The organism is Pantoea sp. SIMBA_079 (assembly GCF_046940275.1).
Classification (GTDB): Bacteria; Pseudomonadota; Gammaproteobacteria; order Enterobacterales; family Enterobacteriaceae; genus Pantoea; species Pantoea borealis.
Window position 1 is genome coordinate 130,865 of sequence record NZ_JAWRYR010000003.1, and the last position, 14,078, is coordinate 144,942.

Sequence of the window (14,078 nt, forward strand, 5' to 3'; positions counted from 1 at the left end):
TCAGGGGTACTATTGGCTGCACACTTCCTATCGCCGGAGGCGGCATGTTCAAAGCATTAGTCATTGAAAATGATGCACAGGGGTATCGCACCTCCCTTCAGGATCTCTCCGAGCAACAGCTTCCCGATCGGGATGTTATCCTCGATATCAGCTACTCCACACTGAATTACAAAGATGCGCTCGCCATCTGTAATAAAGGGCCTGTCGTACGCCAGTTTCCTATGGTACCAGGCATCGACTTTGTTGGCCGTGTTACCCACAGCCGCCATCCGGCCTGGCAGCAGAACGATCTGGCGCTGCTGACCGGCTGGGGCGTGGGTGAAAAGCACTGGGGCGGACTGGCGCAGAAAGCCAGCGTCTCAGGCGACTGGCTGGTCAGCGTACCGGATGCGCTGAGCCCGCAGCAGACAATGGCGATAGGCACGGCCGGATTCACCGCAATGCTCTGTGTGATGGCGCTGGAAAAACAGGGCATCACCCCGCAGCACGGCCCGGTGCTGGTGACAGGCGCCAGCGGCGGCGTGGGCAGTTTTGCGGTGAGCCTGCTGGCACGCCAGGGATATGAAGTGGTCGCCGCCAGCGGACGCGCGGCTGAGCGCGACTACCTGTGCAATACGCTGGGCGCCACAGCGGTAATCGATCGTGCTGAACTCAGCGAACCGGGTAAACCGCTGGCAAAAGAGCGCTGGGCCGCCGCCATTGATACCGTGGGCAGCCACACGCTGGCCAACGTGCTGGCAGGGATGCGCCGCGACGGTGTGGTAGCCGCGTGCGGAATGGCGCAGGGGCTGGATCTGCCGGGCAGCGTGGCACCGTTTATTCTGCGCGGCGTCACGCTGGCCGGAATCGATAGCGTTATGTGTCCGCAGCCGCTGCGTCAGCAGGTATGGCAGCGACTGGCAGAACAGGCCGACAGCGCGCTGCTGCAGCAGATAACCCGCATCATCCCGCTAAGCGAAGCGCAGGCGGGTGCCGAACAGCTGCTGGCGGGCAACGTGCGCGGCCGGCTGATAGTGGATTGCCGTCAGGGCGTTGCCGATGTCTAAGCCCGCCATTACCCTGCACTACTGCACCCAGTGCAACTGGATGCTGCGTTCCGCGTGGATGGCTCAGGAGCTGCTGCAGACCTTCAGCGACGATCTCAGCGCGGTCACGCTGCAGCCCGGCACCGGCGGCGTCTTCGAGATCAGCGTGGATGGTCAGGTTATCTGGGAGCGCAAACGCGACGGCGGATTTCCGGATGCGGTTACGCTAAAACAGCGCGTACGCGACTACTGCTGGCCGGATCGCTCGCTGGGCCATGCAGACAGGCGGCGTTAGAGCGTCCCTGTCTGCCGGCAGGCGATGCGTCTGCCGTGGCTTACTTCTCAGGTGATTTCTGATGCCAGTAGGCGACAGCGCGAATGAAATCCGTATGCACGCCGCGCTGCTGCGTAAAATAGTCGCTGAGCTGCTTCACCGCGTTTCCTTCCCCGGTCAGCCAGACAAAATAGTCACCCCCGGTAAAATCGATGGCAGCCAGTTCGGCTGTCAGCTGCGCCGGCGTGGTAGTTGCCATACGGTTGCTTCCCAGCCAGTGAGCGGTCACCCCTTCCATCTCTCCCAGATAGCTGTGTCCGGTAGCGGCATCCGTAAACGCCAGCAGGTGAACGCGCTGCGCCTGCAGCCCGGCGTAACGCCGCTTAAAAGCAGGCAGGCCGGTTTCATCGCAGACATACACCTGACAGGCGTAATCCGCCGGCATGATGCAGGAACCGCGCGGTCCGCCCATCGCAATCCGATCGCCAGGCTTAGCCGCCGCTGCCCAGCCACTCGCCACGCCATCATCATGCATATAGAAATCCAGCGTCAGCGAATCAATACCGTTAAACGCCAGCGGCGTGTAGTCGCGCGCGGCGGGGCGAACGCCCTCAGGCCAGATAATGCCCTCTTCTCCCATCTGCGGCAGTGCGAGGTCACAGCCCGGTTCGGGCGGAAAAAACAGTTTGATATGATCGTCAAACGAGGGTGAATGGAAGCCTGCCAGATCGGCTCCGGTAAACACAATGCGCCAGAACACGCCGGCGACCTGGATTTTGCTGGCTACCGTCAGATGACGAAAGCGCAGTTCATTACGCACGCGCTGTGGTGCACGACTGTTTTTCTGTGACACTTCACTTCTCCCGGCAGCGGCTGAAACACGCTCTGCTCGCGCCGCCACGCTTATTTAATGTAAATAATTCTCATTACGTGGCGAAACGATAGCGGTGACCGCGCCCGGACACAATGTCGAAAAATGCGGTTGCCGCCTCAGCAGAGAACGACGGGCGGAAGATGTCAGACGTGCAGATCGCTGCAGCAGAGTGGAGCATTCTCACTGTTTTCATACTGAGGCAATGCATTATCACCCACAATTTCCTGCTGAGCGCAGCGCTGCTGGTGCGGATGCAGGCCATCGGGGGGCGAAAAGGGTTCAGCCATTTGTGCGTGTGCCAGCGAGGAAACAACGGCAAGCGTCGCGGAAAGTAACACCGGTAAAAGTCGCATGATAATTTAGGGTTTCATTTAAAGATCCGGAGCGGATCGGGAATGCAGAGCGTTATCCAGCCTGATGCTGTGCTACCCGCGCGTAACGCGGCAGACCGGGCTTCGAAGCAGAATTTTACGCCGCTACCGCCGCAGGGTTTATAAAATTTTGCGGTTTGTCACATTTCACCGCACAATTTGCTGTTTATTCCAGTGCAACCGGAATATGAAAGGTGCCCTGAAGCAATTGTGGCGTACTGTATTTCAAATCGAGCCTGAGCAGATCTTTACCGGGCCGGCGCGCCACACCGAGTGCCGGCAGATGGTTGTAATAAATCTCAGCGGTAAAGGCGTTGATCTCTTCCGGTGCGCCATGCCAGTCGATCTCTGCATAGAGCCCGCTCTCGCCGGTCCAGTTCTGCACGTGCTGCGGTAAAACAGCAGCGTGTTCACTCTCCAGCGCCTGAAACAGACTGATATGCTGCTGATCGAGCGAGCTGACGCCCGGACTGAACTGGAAACCGAGCCAGCCGCGCGTGGCGTGCTGGCCGGCAAAGGCGATGAAGTCGCGTGTATACTGCGCCACGATATGATTATGATGGTCAATATATTCACCAAAGCGGCACTCCCACTCCACCACTTCCCCGCTCAGACGAATTTCCGGCTTTTCGGCCAGCCGTGTTTTGACCCAAGGACGCGGCGCAGAAATACGGCTGTGAAATGCTTTCATGCGCATTTCCGGAATACGACGATAAGCGCCAGGCGTCAGCGAAAAATGGCTTTTGAACACGCGGGTGAAATTTTGCTGATTGTCGAAGCCAAAACGCACGGCGATGTCGATCAGCGGCATGCTGGTTAAGCGAAGCGCCATAGCAGATAAGGTCAGGCGACGCTTGCGCGTATAGGAGGCCAGCGTCTGGCCGGTCATCTCCTTGAACATACGCTGCATATGCCATTTGGAATAGCCTGATTTCAGGGTGATAAGATCGATATTAAGCTCATCTGTCAGGTTGGCTTCAATCCAGTCAACCAGGTCAGAGATATACTGCTTTTTCAGGTTCAGACTAAGCATGGTTCTAATTGAATGAGTCAGGAAAGCGCGTATTAATGCGTTATTTGTCACATAAATATAACAAAATCGCCTAACAAACGTAAGGAAGAGTAAAGGATCCGGTCAGGGCGGCGCACTAATTGCTTAGGTTACTAACTTTTTTTGATGTAATGCGAGCGGCACGCTGTACCGTGCCGCTCTGCTACAGCCAGATATTAATGCGAGCGCATACCTGCCGCGGTCATCATCATACGAAACAGAGATGCCACCACGCCAAGTGCCAGCACGCTTGCACCATAGATGATCACCAGCCACATCACCCGCTTCCAGAGCGGCGCTTTGTGTTCAGTGTGCTGTTTCATGTTGCTGACCTCCGTTTGCATCTCAATGGTATCCTGCATCAGCTTTGATTTTTCCGCGGAACACATAGTAGCTCCAGAAGGTGTAGCCCAGGATCATCGGAATAATCAGCAGGCTACCGACCAGCATAAAGGCCTGGCTCTGCGGTGGCGATGCGGCTTCCCAGATGGTTACGGACGGCGGAATAATATTCGGCCAGACGCTAATGCCCAGGCCAGAGAAGCCGAGGAAAATCAGCGCCAGCGTCAGCAGGAACGGCGAGTAGTGCGCCTCGCGTTTGATGGCGCGCATAATGCCCCACGAGCAGAGCAGAACCAGTACCGGAACCGGCAGGAACCAGAACAGGTTTGGCCGGGTAAACCAGCGCTGCGATATCGCTTCATGAGCAAACGGTGTCCACAGGCTGATAATGCCGACGATCACCAGCAGCGCAATCACCAGCGGCGTAGCCAGTGCAGACATTTTACGGTGCAGTTCGTTTTCGGTTTTCATGATAAGCCAGGTGCAGCCCAGCAGCGCATAGGCCACCACCAGACCCACGCCGCAGAACAGCGGGAACGGGGCCAGCCAGTCGAGAGCTGAACCGGCAAACTCACGTCCCTTAACAGGGAAACCGTTGATCATCGCACCCACCGCCACGCCCTGGCTGAAGGTTGCCAGCAGCGAGCCGGCAATAAACGATTTATCCCAGAATGCACGATGCTCTTCGGTCGCCTTAAAGCGAAACTCAAACGCCACACCGCGGAAAATCAGGCCGATCAGCATTGCCGTCAGCGGGATAGCCAGTGCGTCAGCAATCACCGCATAGGCGAGCGGAAAGGCGCCATACAGCCCTGCGCCACCCAGCACCAGCCAGGTTTCATTACCATCCCAGACCGGCGCCACGGTGTTCACCATCATGTCGCGCTCAACAGCATCTTTGTTAAACGGAAACAGAATACCGATGCCCAGGTCGAAGCCATCCATCACGATATACATCAGCGTCGCAAAGACGATGATGGCGAACCAGATAACGGAAAAATCGATCATTTATTTACCCTCCTGCGAAGCATCCAGGCTCTCATGTGCAGCAGAGAGCGGGCGCGCTGGCGTCTTATCCTGACCCGGACCACCGTGACGGACATCTTTCCCTTCACCGGTGTGCGGACCTTTTTTGATCAGGCGCATCATATAGACATAGCCCACGCCAAACACTGAGGAGTAGACCAGGATAAAGGCCAGCAGGCTGATACTCATATGCAGGTCGCCGTGTGCTGAGACCGCATCAATTGTGCGCTGCACGCCGTAAACCACCCACGGCTGACGTCCGATTTCAGTGGTGAACCAGCCAGCAAGAATCGCGATCAGGCCCGAGGGTCCCATCAGCAGCGCAAACCACAGGAACGGCCGTGAGCTGTAGAGACGCTGTTTATAGCGCAGCCACAGGCTGAACACGCCGAGCGTGATCATCAGCAGCCCCATCGCCACCATGACGCGAAACGACCAGAAGATCACCAGCGAATTAGGCCGATCTTCTTTCGGGAAGGTTTTCAGTGCCGGAACCTGTTTATCAAGACTGTGCGTCAGGATCAGGCTGCCGAGATAAGGGATTTCCAGCGCATATTTTGTACGCTCCTCTTCCATATCCGGAATACCAAACAGGATCAGCGGCGTGGCTTCACCCGGCGGGTTTTCCCAGTGTCCTTCAATGGCGGCAATTTTTGCCGGCTGATGCTCCAGCGTGTTCAAACCGTGCGCATCGCCAATCATCGCCTGAATCGGAGCAACAATCAGCGCCATCCACAGCGCCATGGAGAACATCTTGCGGATTGCCGGATTGTCATTGCCGCGCAGCAGATGCCATGCCCCGGACGCGCCCACAAAGAAGGCGCTGGCGAGGAATGCCGCAACCGACATATGGAACAGGCGATAAGGGAATGAGGGGTTAAAGACAATTTTGAACCAGTCTTCCGGCACCACAATGCCATTCTGGATGATGTAGCCCTGCGGCGTATGCATCCAGCTGTTTGACGCCAGGATCCAGAACGTGGAGATCAGCGTACCCAACGCGACCATACAGGTGGCGAAGAAGTGCAGGCCCGGTCCGACGCGGTTCCAGCCAAACAGCATCACGCCGAGGAAGCCCGCCTCAAGGAAGAAGGCAGTCAGCACCTCGTAGGTCAGCAGCGGACCGGTAATACTCCCGGCAAACTGTGAGAACCCGCTCCAGTTGGTCCCGAACTGATAGGCCATAACCAGACCCGAGACCACCCCCATGCCGAAGTTCACCGCAAACACTTTCGACCAGAAGTGATAGAGATCGCGGTAGGTTTCATTACGGGTTTTCAGCCACATCCCTTCAAGCACCGCCAGAAAGCTGGCAAGCCCGATAGTGATGGCCGGGAAGATAATATGGAAGGAGACAGTAAACGCGAACTGTATCCTGGCCAGATGAAAAGCATCTAATCCAAACATTGCTTACCTCATTGCCACAAAATTACGCGGAATTTTTACTTATTATTAACAAAGATGGCGCGCAGAATAATTTCTGCTACGCCGTCATCGATTCCCGCCAAATGTAAGGAACCCGGCAGGAACAAACGGAAAAGAAGGAGTGAATAAAACTATACCAGTAAATCTTGATTAAGATCATTGTTTTTGCGAGAAACTATCTGTTTAAAATCACTGAGTTAAGGTTAATTATCCTGCTCTATTGTGACAATGTTGTTATTAATAGTAGCGGTTAAAAAAGGCAATACTTGTTTAAGCAGTTCATTTAATTGTTAATTAAGGTAACAACCAAAACGGCAGTCTGATGTAGGCACCAGCGCAGTGTAAAAATTATTGCACGCCAGATTTTTAGTTAAATTAAAATTAAAAAAAATCCTGTTATAACGAAAGGTAATTAATAACCACCGTTCTCACCCTTGCTCATGTTGTACAGCATCTCCCGCCGCGACTCCTTTTGACAGCTTACAGACGTACAGGCATCCGGACGGCTAAAGCATCGCTATTTTACTGCCGGAAGCGGAAAAAAATCGCATAAATTGATCAAGAAAAACGAGCAAGCGGCGCATGAAATTGGCGATTTTCTTATTTGCAGATTAATCCGGTGCACTTTCTGAAGGTATATTTAAGAAACACCTTAAATATCTTTAAATACAGGCCGTTGTTAATATTGCAAAAAAGGTAAAAATGGCGATCCATCGACAATATTTATTACGTTCATAGATATTTCGCATTGTTGTCTGCCACCGCGAACCCTCTATAATTTGTCTTTTGAGCAACCAGGAATTTCAGGAGGCCGTTATTAATACTAACCACCAGCCACGCCATGTGTTCGGGGAACACGAAGCCCATGCTGATCTGGAGTATCAATACGATCCTCATGAGTTTGTACGTGAAGGCGCAGAAGATTCGGAGCCAGAACCTGAGCTGATTCAGGGACTGCCGGCACCGGATGCGCTGACACCTGCCGATCGCTATCTGGAAATGTTTGAGCATGTTCAGACATCGCATATTTTTGCTGACAGCAAAACGTTTCCTGACTGCGCGCCTAAATTCGATCCGCTGGATATTCTTATCCGCTATCGTCGTCGTAAGCGCGCAGGCGATCTCGATCTGGAAAAGTTCATTCATGAACATTTTTATCTGCCGCAGGTAAATGAGAGCTTTTATGTCTCTAATCCGGATAAAACGCTGACAGAGCATATCGATGACTTGTGGCCGGTGCTGACTAAAATGCCTCAGCAGCATATGCCGCACTCTTCACTGCTGCCGCTGCCCAAACCGTATGTCGTGCCCGGTGGCCGCTTTGGTGAAACCTACTACTGGGACTCCTATTTTAGCATGCTGGGACTGGCGGATGCCGGACGTGACGATCTGCTGCGTCATATGGCGGACAATTTTGCCTGGCTGATTGATAACTACGGTCATATTCCTAACGGGAATCGCACTTACTATCTCAGCCGCTCGCAGCCACCGGTATTTGCTCTGATGGTGGAGCTGTTTGAAGAGGATGGCATTCGCGGTGCAAAACGCTACCTTGACCAGCTGATGAAAGAGTATCAGTTCTGGATGGATGGTGCAGGTGAGCTGATGCCGCATCAGGCTTATCGTCACGTTGTGCGCATGCCTGATGGCTCGCTGCTCAACCGCTACTGGGACGATCGTGATACGCCGCGTGATGAATCCTGGATGGAAGATGTGGAGACGGCCAGCAAGTCGAGCCGTCCGGCTAATGAGGTTTACCGCGATTTGCGCGCCGGTGCTGCATCCGGCTGGGATTACTCTTCGCGCTGGCTGCGCGATCCGCAGCGGCTGGCGAGTATCCGTACTACGCAGTTTATCCCGGTCGATCTCAATGCGTTTCTCTACAAACTGGAACTGATGATCTCGACGCTGTCGCACGCCCGGGGTGAAGAGCTGACGGCACTGGCGTGGCAGAAAAAAGCGGATGCGCGCAAGCAGGCAATTAACCGTTATCTGTGGGATACCACCGCAGGCGTCTATCGCGATTACGACTGGCGCAATGAGCGGTTTGGCGCATTTACTGCAGCTGCAGTCGTGCCGCTGTTCCTCGGCCTGGCCTCACCTGAGCAGGCGCATTTGCAGGCGATTGCGCTGCGCCAGCTGCTGCTGACCCAGGGCGGGCTGCTGACGTCTATGGTTGAAAGCGGCGAGCAGTGGGATGCGCCTAACGCCTGGGCACCGCTGCAGTGGATGGCCGTAGTGGGGCTGAATCATTACGGTGAAGAGACGCTGGCCACTGAGATTGCGGTGAACTGGCTGACGACGGTGAAAAACTTCTACTCGCTGCATCACAAGCTGGTTGAGAAATATGATATCAGCGGCGATCGGGCGCGTCCGGGCGGCGGCGGCGAATATCCGCTGCAGGACGGTTTTGGCTGGACCAACGGCGTGACGCGTCGTCTGCTGACGATGTATGGTCATCTGCTGGCAGATTAACTCTGCCCTGCAGTTCAGAGGAGGTCGCCCGCAGGCGACCTTTTTTTATTTCTGCTGCTGCAAAAAGGCGAGCAGGTCGGCGTTCAGCTGATCCTGATGGGTGACAGCAAAGCCGTGCGGTGCGTTGTCATACACTTTGAGCTGCGAATCTTTAATCATCTCATGCGCCAGCTTGCCCGTCGCCTCAAAGGGTACGACCTGATCGTTGCTGCCGTGGATCACCAGCGTGGGCACATCGACCTTAGCGATATCATCCCGGAAGTCCGTTTCTGCAAACGCGGTAACGCAGTCGATAGTGCCTTTCAGCGAAGCGAGCAGCGCGATATTGAGCGTCTGGGTCAGCACCCCGTCTGATACCTGCTGTCCGGCATTCAGGCCATAAAACGGCGTGGCGAAATCGCTGATGAACTGTGCGCGGTCCTGACGTAATCCCGCCCGGATATCATCAAATACTGCCTGTTCCGGCCCTTCCGGGTGATCCGCTTTCCTGCCGAATACCGGCGTCACGGCACCCAGCAGCACCAGCGATTTTACTTTCGCGCTGCCGTAGCGGCCAATGTAGCGCGTGACATCGCCCCCGCCCATTGAAAACCCTACCAGCGTAATCTCTTCCAGCTGAAGATGTTCAATCAGATCATGGATATCATCAGCGAAGGTATCATAGTTGTACCCTTCCCACGGCTGCTCTGAGCGGCCAAAACCGCGACGGTCAAATGCGATAACGCGATAGCCCCGCTCCGCCAGAAAGTTAAGCTGGCTGTCCCACATATCTGCATCCAGCGGCCAGCCGTGGCTGAACAGCACTGGCTGGCCGCTGCCCCAGTCTTTAAACCAGAGCGTAACGCCATCTTTAGTCTGAAAGGTGCTCATATCATTCTCCGTGCGTGGTCGATAACAGGCCGTTTTACTGCCGGCGGGAGGGCGCCGTAACAGTATCCACAAGCAAGTTTAGGCGCTTTAAGCGGACAGGGATCGCAGCGGAAGCGTTTAATGATTAAATGTTGCGTCTCTCCTGCCCGCAGGCAGCAAGCCTGATGCCCTGCTTTCCGTTGCGCTTCACCTGATACATCACCTCATCGGCCCGCTTCAGCGCATCATCAAAACTCTCTTTTGCCCGTACCGGTGCCACCCCGATTGAGGCGCCAATCTGTGCGAGGCCGTTGTCCACATCAAACGGCTGCAGCGCTGCCTCCAGCACGGCCTGCGCCAGAAGCCGCACTTTGGAATACTCGATCAGAAACGGCATCAGCAGCACAAACTCATCACCGCCGAGCCTGCCCGCCAGCACCACAGGCGGCAGACAATCCAGCATTCGCTGGCTGAGCTGGATCAGCACTTCATCACCGCTGCGATGACCAAGCGTATCATTGACGTGTTTGAAGTTGTCCAGATCAATGAACGCCACGCAGAGCGGCCCTTCGGCCTGCATCTGCGCAAACTGAACAGAGAGCGCATGGCGATTGGCCAGGCCGGTCAGCGGATCGTGATGCGCCAGCAGCGCAAGCTGGGCCTCATAATTTTTCTCTTTGGTCATATCGATATGCGTACCGGTCACACGCAGCGGATTACCCGCCTCATCCCAGTCGCTGACGCGACCGCGGTCCAGCACCCAGGTGATTTTGCCATCTTTCCCAATCATGCGGTGCAGCGCCTCATACCACGGCGCCCGCCCTTCGATATGATCGTAAAACGCCCGCAGCACCTCATCGGCATCCTCCGGATGCAGACATTCCCGCCAGGCCTCAAAGCGCGCTTTTGTTTCCTTAGGCTGAAAGCCGAGCATTGCCCCCCAGCGCCGGTTGAAAATCACCAGTTTGCCGCTGGGAATATCCAGCTGCCACAGGCAGAGTCCGGTGCCATCCAGCGCGGCGCTGAGTTTATTGCGCGCATCATGCGCAATACGCTTCAGGCGCGCGTTGTGTTTTTTCAGGTTCTGGATCTGCTGACGCAGGGCTTCTTCAGACATAGTCAATTATGGTGAGAAAATAAACGCTATTTTGCCTGTCCTGAATTTCCTGTAAACAGAACAGGTGAAAAGCCGACGAGTTTCGGAAAATTGTCCCAACCGCAGGAGTAATGGCGCATTATTGGCCGGTTTTCAGTTTGCTTTGTCTGCTGGGGAGGGACGCGGCAGCGCGGGGGTTATGCGCTGAGCAGCGCGGGGCTCTGAGGGGGTTCCGCCCGCCAGCGCAGGGGTGTAGGCGGCAGTGCGCGGCACTGAGAGGGTTCCGCCCGCCAGGCTTCTGGCAGTTTCAGCGGCATTTCCGCATGCGGACGGGCTAAGGGGCGGGTGGGCGCGCCCCTTAGCAATCCGCGCCCCGCGCCGTCCTCGCGAATTCCCGGCCTCATCCCTCCGGCCTTAACGGACCGCGCGGATTCGCTCCTGCTCACCCCGCACTCTCGCCGGCGTCCTGCCGGCTCGCCCTGGCCGTCACGCTGCGCCCGGCGCTGCGGATGGCGCCCCCTCCCCGTCTGCAAATTCTCCGTTTCTTTTTTAAAATTGGTTTAGTGTGCGCTGAAACTTCTTCGCCAAACCCTCAGCCATAAAAAACGTAAGAAAGAGAAAAATGTGGCAGCGGCGGGAAGCGCCATCCGGGTCCGCCGGGGGAGGGCGCGGTTCCGGGATGAGCCGACAGGACGTCGGCGAAAGGGCGCGGTGAGCAGGAGCGAATGGCGGCCGGTCCCCGGGAAGCGGGCGTGAGCGAGGGAACCGCGCAGCGGCGGGCGGGGCTGGCGCAGGGCCGGGGAGTGCAGAGGGCGCGGCCAGGCGTCCTCTGCCCGGTCGCCGTGCCGGGGCAGAGGCAGCTGCCGCCGCTGACGGCGAACGGAACCGGCCCCCGTGCCGAACGGAACCGGCGCCCGTCCCGGAACCGGCGCCCGTGGCGAATGCCCTCTTCTCTCAGGTCCTGACGCGCAGCCGCGCTTCAATCAGATCGGCGACCTTTGTCACCACCCAGGCGATCACCATATAAAACACCACGGCAATCAGAAACGCTTCGAGATAGTAGAAGTTCAGCGCCGCCGTCAGCTGCGCCTGCGCAAAGATATCCACCACTTCGATAGCAAAAGCGAGCGACAGCGCTTTCATAATCACCATAAAGGCGTTGGCCAGATCCGGGATCGCCGCCACGATGATTTGAGGGAACATCACGCGCCGGAACAGCTGACCGCCGCTGTAGCCCAGCGATAGCGCGGCGTCGGACTGACCGCTGTCAAACGAGTTCAGCGCCCCTTTCCACACTTCCGCCTGAAACGCGGCCACGCAGGCGCTCAGCGCGACGATGATAATCACCCAGTTAGGCAGGGAGTGAGCATTCACCTCAACGTTAAACAGCGTAGCGAAAAAGTGCAGCGCGGATGGCAGGCCGTAGTAGGCGAGAAAAATCACCACCACCATCGGCACGCCTTTAAAGGCAATTTTGTAAACCGTCACCAGCTGACGCAGCAGCGGAATACGCTGATGCTCGATATACGCAAACAGTCCGCCCAGCAGCGTGGAACAGATAAACACCGTTACCGCCATCAGCAGCGTAACCGGGACTGCATCCAGAATGCTCCAGAAATCGGGCAGTAGTACTTCAGTATCAAACATGCGCGCTCTCCTGCTCAGACGCTGGCGGTCAGCTTGACGCGCGCCGCTTTGGCGCTGTACTTCGCATGACGCTGTTCAAAGAAACGAATAATCAGCCAGGCGACCAGACAGAGCAGCGAATAGATCACCGCCAGTACCAGATAGGTCCCAAACTGATACTGGTTATAGTCGCGCTCCATAATCAGATGCGCCGTTGCCATCACATCGGCGGCACCGATATACATCACCAGCGCAACGTTATGGATCAGGTAAATGATCGCGTTACCGTAGCCCGGCAGCGCAAAGTGCACCGCCTGCGGTCCTACCACACGCAGCATCTTGTGACGAAAGCCGTAACCCAGGCTGTCCGCCGCATCGTGCTGACCGCGCTCTACCGCCAGAAATGCCGGACGCATGACTTCGGAAAGATAGCCGCCATGGTAGAAGCTCAGGCCAATCATGGCCGCCAGATTGGGAGAGACAAAATCAGTAAAACCAAGCTGCTGTGTCATCAGCGGCAGGCCATAGAACGCGACAAACAGCTGCAGAACCACCGGCACGCTGCGCGCATAGGAGACGTACAGATCGGCCAGCTGGCTCACCAGCGGAATACGACGGACGCGGAACAGCGTCGCGATCAGCGCCAGGACAAAGCCAGCCAGCATCGCAACAAACATAATACCGAGCGTCAGCGGCAGCGCTGATAACAGCTCGGGGATCATGGCGGATAGATTCACGGTGAAACACTCCTGCTTACTATAGAGCCGCGCCTGCCAGAGAGCCGGCGCGGTATCTGCTTGTGAATCCGTTACTGCATATATTTCGTGACGTCTTCACCAAACCACTTCTGCGCCAGCTTATCCAGCGTGCCGTCCGCTTTGAGGTCCTGCAGCGCCCTGGTAATGTCTTTGCTCAGCGCCTGATTCTCTGCTGAACGATGCAGCAGCACATAGGTGTTGTTAATCGCCACCGGCTCGCTCGCTTTGATAGCCAGCTTCTGGTTATCAATAACCGTCTGCTCGCCGAGGTTTGATGGCAGGATCAGCGCATCATACTTGCCGTTCTGCACTTCTTTCAGGCGATCCGGATAAGGCACGCCAGCACTGGAGGCTTTGATGGCGATTTTGTCGTCCGGATTATCCTGCTGCCACTGCGTCACAAACTTATAGACCCCGCCCCCCGCGGTCACCGGGACAATTTTTTTACCCACCAGATCTTTCATGCCCTGAATGGTGCTGTCGCTGCGGCTGTAGATCTTCATCAGGCTGGCGCCCATCGGTGCGTCCGGGATGAGGAACTGTTTGCTGCGCGCCGGGGCCTTATAATAGCCGCCGGTTGCCATATCATATTTGCCGGTTGCCAGCCCCGTCTCCTGAGCGATATCCGCTGCGCCTTCCATCACAAATTTGTACTGCGGCAGTCTGGCATTAATCGCTTTCAGCACGTCGGGCTCATAGCCCTGCGGCTCATGACCAATCGCGCCCCAGGAGAGCGGCTTGGACTCTGCAGCGGTAGCGATTTTGACGGTGCGTACCGCGTCGGCAAAGCTGCTGCCGCTGACCAGCGCCAGTGCGATGATGCCGGGCGCAGCCAGGCGACGTAATGTTGTTTTAAGTGCAGGCATGATCTTCACTCCTCTGATTA

The 14,078-nt window shown here is 56.3% G+C and carries 14 protein-coding genes; 4 read left to right on the forward strand and 10 right to left on the reverse strand.

The features are described 5' to 3' along the window. Positions 1 to 44 precede the first annotated feature (44 nt). A complete protein-coding gene (locus SB719_RS06365) occupies positions 45 to 1,046 on the forward strand; it encodes an MDR family oxidoreductase (RefSeq protein WP_412159046.1) in 1,002 nt (333 codons plus the stop codon). After that, positions 1,039 to 1,320, forward strand: coding sequence for a SelT/SelW/SelH family protein (locus tag SB719_RS06370; RefSeq protein WP_065648219.1), 282 nt, complete (start codon positions 1,039 to 1,041; stop codon positions 1,318 to 1,320). The genes SB719_RS06365 and SB719_RS06370 overlap by 8 nt, the downstream gene beginning before the upstream one ends. A 40-nt stretch (positions 1,321 to 1,360) precedes the next feature. Here SB719_RS06370 and SB719_RS06375 read toward each other — a convergent pair whose 3' ends face one another. Then, complete coding sequence (locus SB719_RS06375) at positions 1,361 to 2,152, reverse strand: siderophore-interacting protein (protein ID WP_293005958.1); 792 nt, start codon at positions 2,150 to 2,152, stop codon at positions 1,361 to 1,363. A gap of 113 nt (positions 2,153 to 2,265) precedes the next feature. On the opposite strand from SB719_RS06375, the gene SB719_RS06380 reads away from it, so the two are divergent. Next, complete coding sequence (locus SB719_RS06380) at positions 2,266 to 2,508, forward strand: hypothetical protein (RefSeq protein WP_292968511.1); 243 nt, start codon at positions 2,266 to 2,268, stop codon at positions 2,506 to 2,508. A gap of 202 nt (positions 2,509 to 2,710) precedes the next feature. On the opposite strand, the gene SB719_RS06385 is transcribed toward SB719_RS06380, so the two are convergent. From SB719_RS06385 to SB719_RS06400, 4 genes are all read right to left on the reverse strand, one after another. Then, entirely contained in the window at positions 2,711 to 3,577 is an 867-nt protein-coding gene (locus tag SB719_RS06385) for a helix-turn-helix domain-containing protein (RefSeq protein ID WP_065648216.1), read from the reverse strand. Positions 3,578 to 3,771: 194 nt separating this feature from the next. After that, a complete protein-coding gene (locus tag SB719_RS06390) occupies positions 3,772 to 3,918 on the reverse strand; it encodes a DUF2474 domain-containing protein (RefSeq protein ID WP_369826793.1) in 147 nt (48 codons plus the stop codon). Positions 3,919 to 3,940: 22 nt separating this feature from the next. Then, positions 3,941 to 4,945: a cytochrome d ubiquinol oxidase subunit II gene (cydB, locus tag SB719_RS06395; protein WP_039380114.1), complete on the reverse strand. Its 1,005-nt coding sequence runs from the start codon at positions 4,943 to 4,945 to the stop codon at positions 3,941 to 3,943. After that, on the reverse strand, positions 4,946 to 6,370 hold the full coding sequence (locus SB719_RS06400; protein ID WP_039380115.1) for a cytochrome ubiquinol oxidase subunit I: 1,425 nt from the start codon (positions 6,368 to 6,370) through the stop codon (positions 4,946 to 4,948). 834 nt (positions 6,371 to 7,204) lie between these two features. Here SB719_RS06400 and treF point away from each other — a divergent pair. Further along, entirely contained in the window at positions 7,205 to 8,863 is a 1,659-nt protein-coding gene (gene treF / locus SB719_RS06405) for an alpha,alpha-trehalase TreF (protein ID WP_304236063.1), read from the forward strand. Between the two features lie 45 nt (positions 8,864 to 8,908). Here the strand turns inward: treF and SB719_RS06410 are convergent, their stop codons facing one another. The 5 genes from SB719_RS06410 to SB719_RS06430 all read right to left on the reverse strand — a co-directional run bounded on the left by SB719_RS06410 (position 8,909) and on the right by SB719_RS06430 (position 14,058). Continuing rightward, positions 8,909 to 9,733, reverse strand: a complete 825-nt coding sequence (locus tag SB719_RS06410; RefSeq protein WP_065648215.1) for an alpha/beta fold hydrolase — start codon at positions 9,731 to 9,733, stop codon at positions 8,909 to 8,911. Between the two features lie 124 nt (positions 9,734 to 9,857). Further along, a complete protein-coding gene (locus SB719_RS06415) occupies positions 9,858 to 10,829 on the reverse strand; it encodes a diguanylate cyclase domain-containing protein (RefSeq protein ID WP_412159047.1) in 972 nt (323 codons plus the stop codon). A gap of 933 nt (positions 10,830 to 11,762) precedes the next feature. Then, positions 11,763 to 12,455 (reverse strand): amino acid ABC transporter permease, encoded by a 693-nt coding sequence (locus SB719_RS06420; RefSeq protein ID WP_065648213.1) that lies wholly within the window; start codon positions 12,453 to 12,455, stop codon positions 11,763 to 11,765. Between the two features lie 14 nt (positions 12,456 to 12,469). Next, positions 12,470 to 13,156: an amino acid ABC transporter permease gene (locus SB719_RS06425; protein ID WP_206099892.1), complete on the reverse strand. Its 687-nt coding sequence runs from the start codon at positions 13,154 to 13,156 to the stop codon at positions 12,470 to 12,472. Between the two features lie 86 nt (positions 13,157 to 13,242). Continuing rightward, the gene (locus SB719_RS06430; protein WP_304236386.1) at positions 13,243 to 14,058 is read right to left on the reverse strand and encodes a transporter substrate-binding domain-containing protein; all 816 of its coding nucleotides are present in this window, start codon (positions 14,056 to 14,058) and stop codon (positions 13,243 to 13,245) included. Positions 14,059 to 14,078: the final 20 nt, after the last annotated feature.

What these genes read in the sequence shown, in the direction of transcription:
- SB719_RS06415 (WP_412159047.1), bottom strand. Translation starts at nt 10,829, where the DNA reads ATGTCTGAAGAAGCCCTGCGTCAGCAGATCCAGAACCTGAAAAAACAC.
- SB719_RS06380 (WP_292968511.1), top strand. Translation starts at nt 2,266, where the DNA reads ATGTCGAAAAATGCGGTTGCCGCCTCAGCAGAGAACGACGGGCGGAAG.
- SB719_RS06425 (WP_206099892.1), bottom strand. Translation starts at nt 13,156, where the DNA reads ATGATCCCCGAGCTGTTATCAGCGCTGCCGCTGACGCTCGGTATTATG.
- SB719_RS06410 (WP_065648215.1), bottom strand. Translation starts at nt 9,733, where the DNA reads ATGAGCACCTTTCAGACTAAAGATGGCGTTACGCTCTGGTTTAAAGAC.
- SB719_RS06385 (WP_065648216.1), bottom strand. Translation starts at nt 3,577, where the DNA reads ATGCTTAGTCTGAACCTGAAAAAGCAGTATATCTCTGACCTGGTTGAC.
- SB719_RS06430 (WP_304236386.1), bottom strand. Translation starts at nt 14,058, where the DNA reads ATGCCTGCACTTAAAACAACATTACGTCGCCTGGCTGCGCCCGGCATC.
- SB719_RS06420 (WP_065648213.1), bottom strand. Translation starts at nt 12,455, where the DNA reads ATGTTTGATACTGAAGTACTACTGCCCGATTTCTGGAGCATTCTGGAT.
- cydB (WP_039380114.1), bottom strand. Translation starts at nt 4,945, where the DNA reads ATGATCGATTTTTCCGTTATCTGGTTCGCCATCATCGTCTTTGCGACG.
- SB719_RS06370 (WP_065648219.1), top strand. Translation starts at nt 1,039, where the DNA reads ATGTCTAAGCCCGCCATTACCCTGCACTACTGCACCCAGTGCAACTGG.
- SB719_RS06390 (WP_369826793.1), bottom strand. Translation starts at nt 3,918, where the DNA reads ATGAAACAGCACACTGAACACAAAGCGCCGCTCTGGAAGCGGGTGATG.
- SB719_RS06365 (WP_412159046.1), top strand. Translation starts at nt 45, where the DNA reads ATGTTCAAAGCATTAGTCATTGAAAATGATGCACAGGGGTATCGCACC.
- SB719_RS06400 (WP_039380115.1), bottom strand. Translation starts at nt 6,370, where the DNA reads ATGTTTGGATTAGATGCTTTTCATCTGGCCAGGATACAGTTCGCGTTT.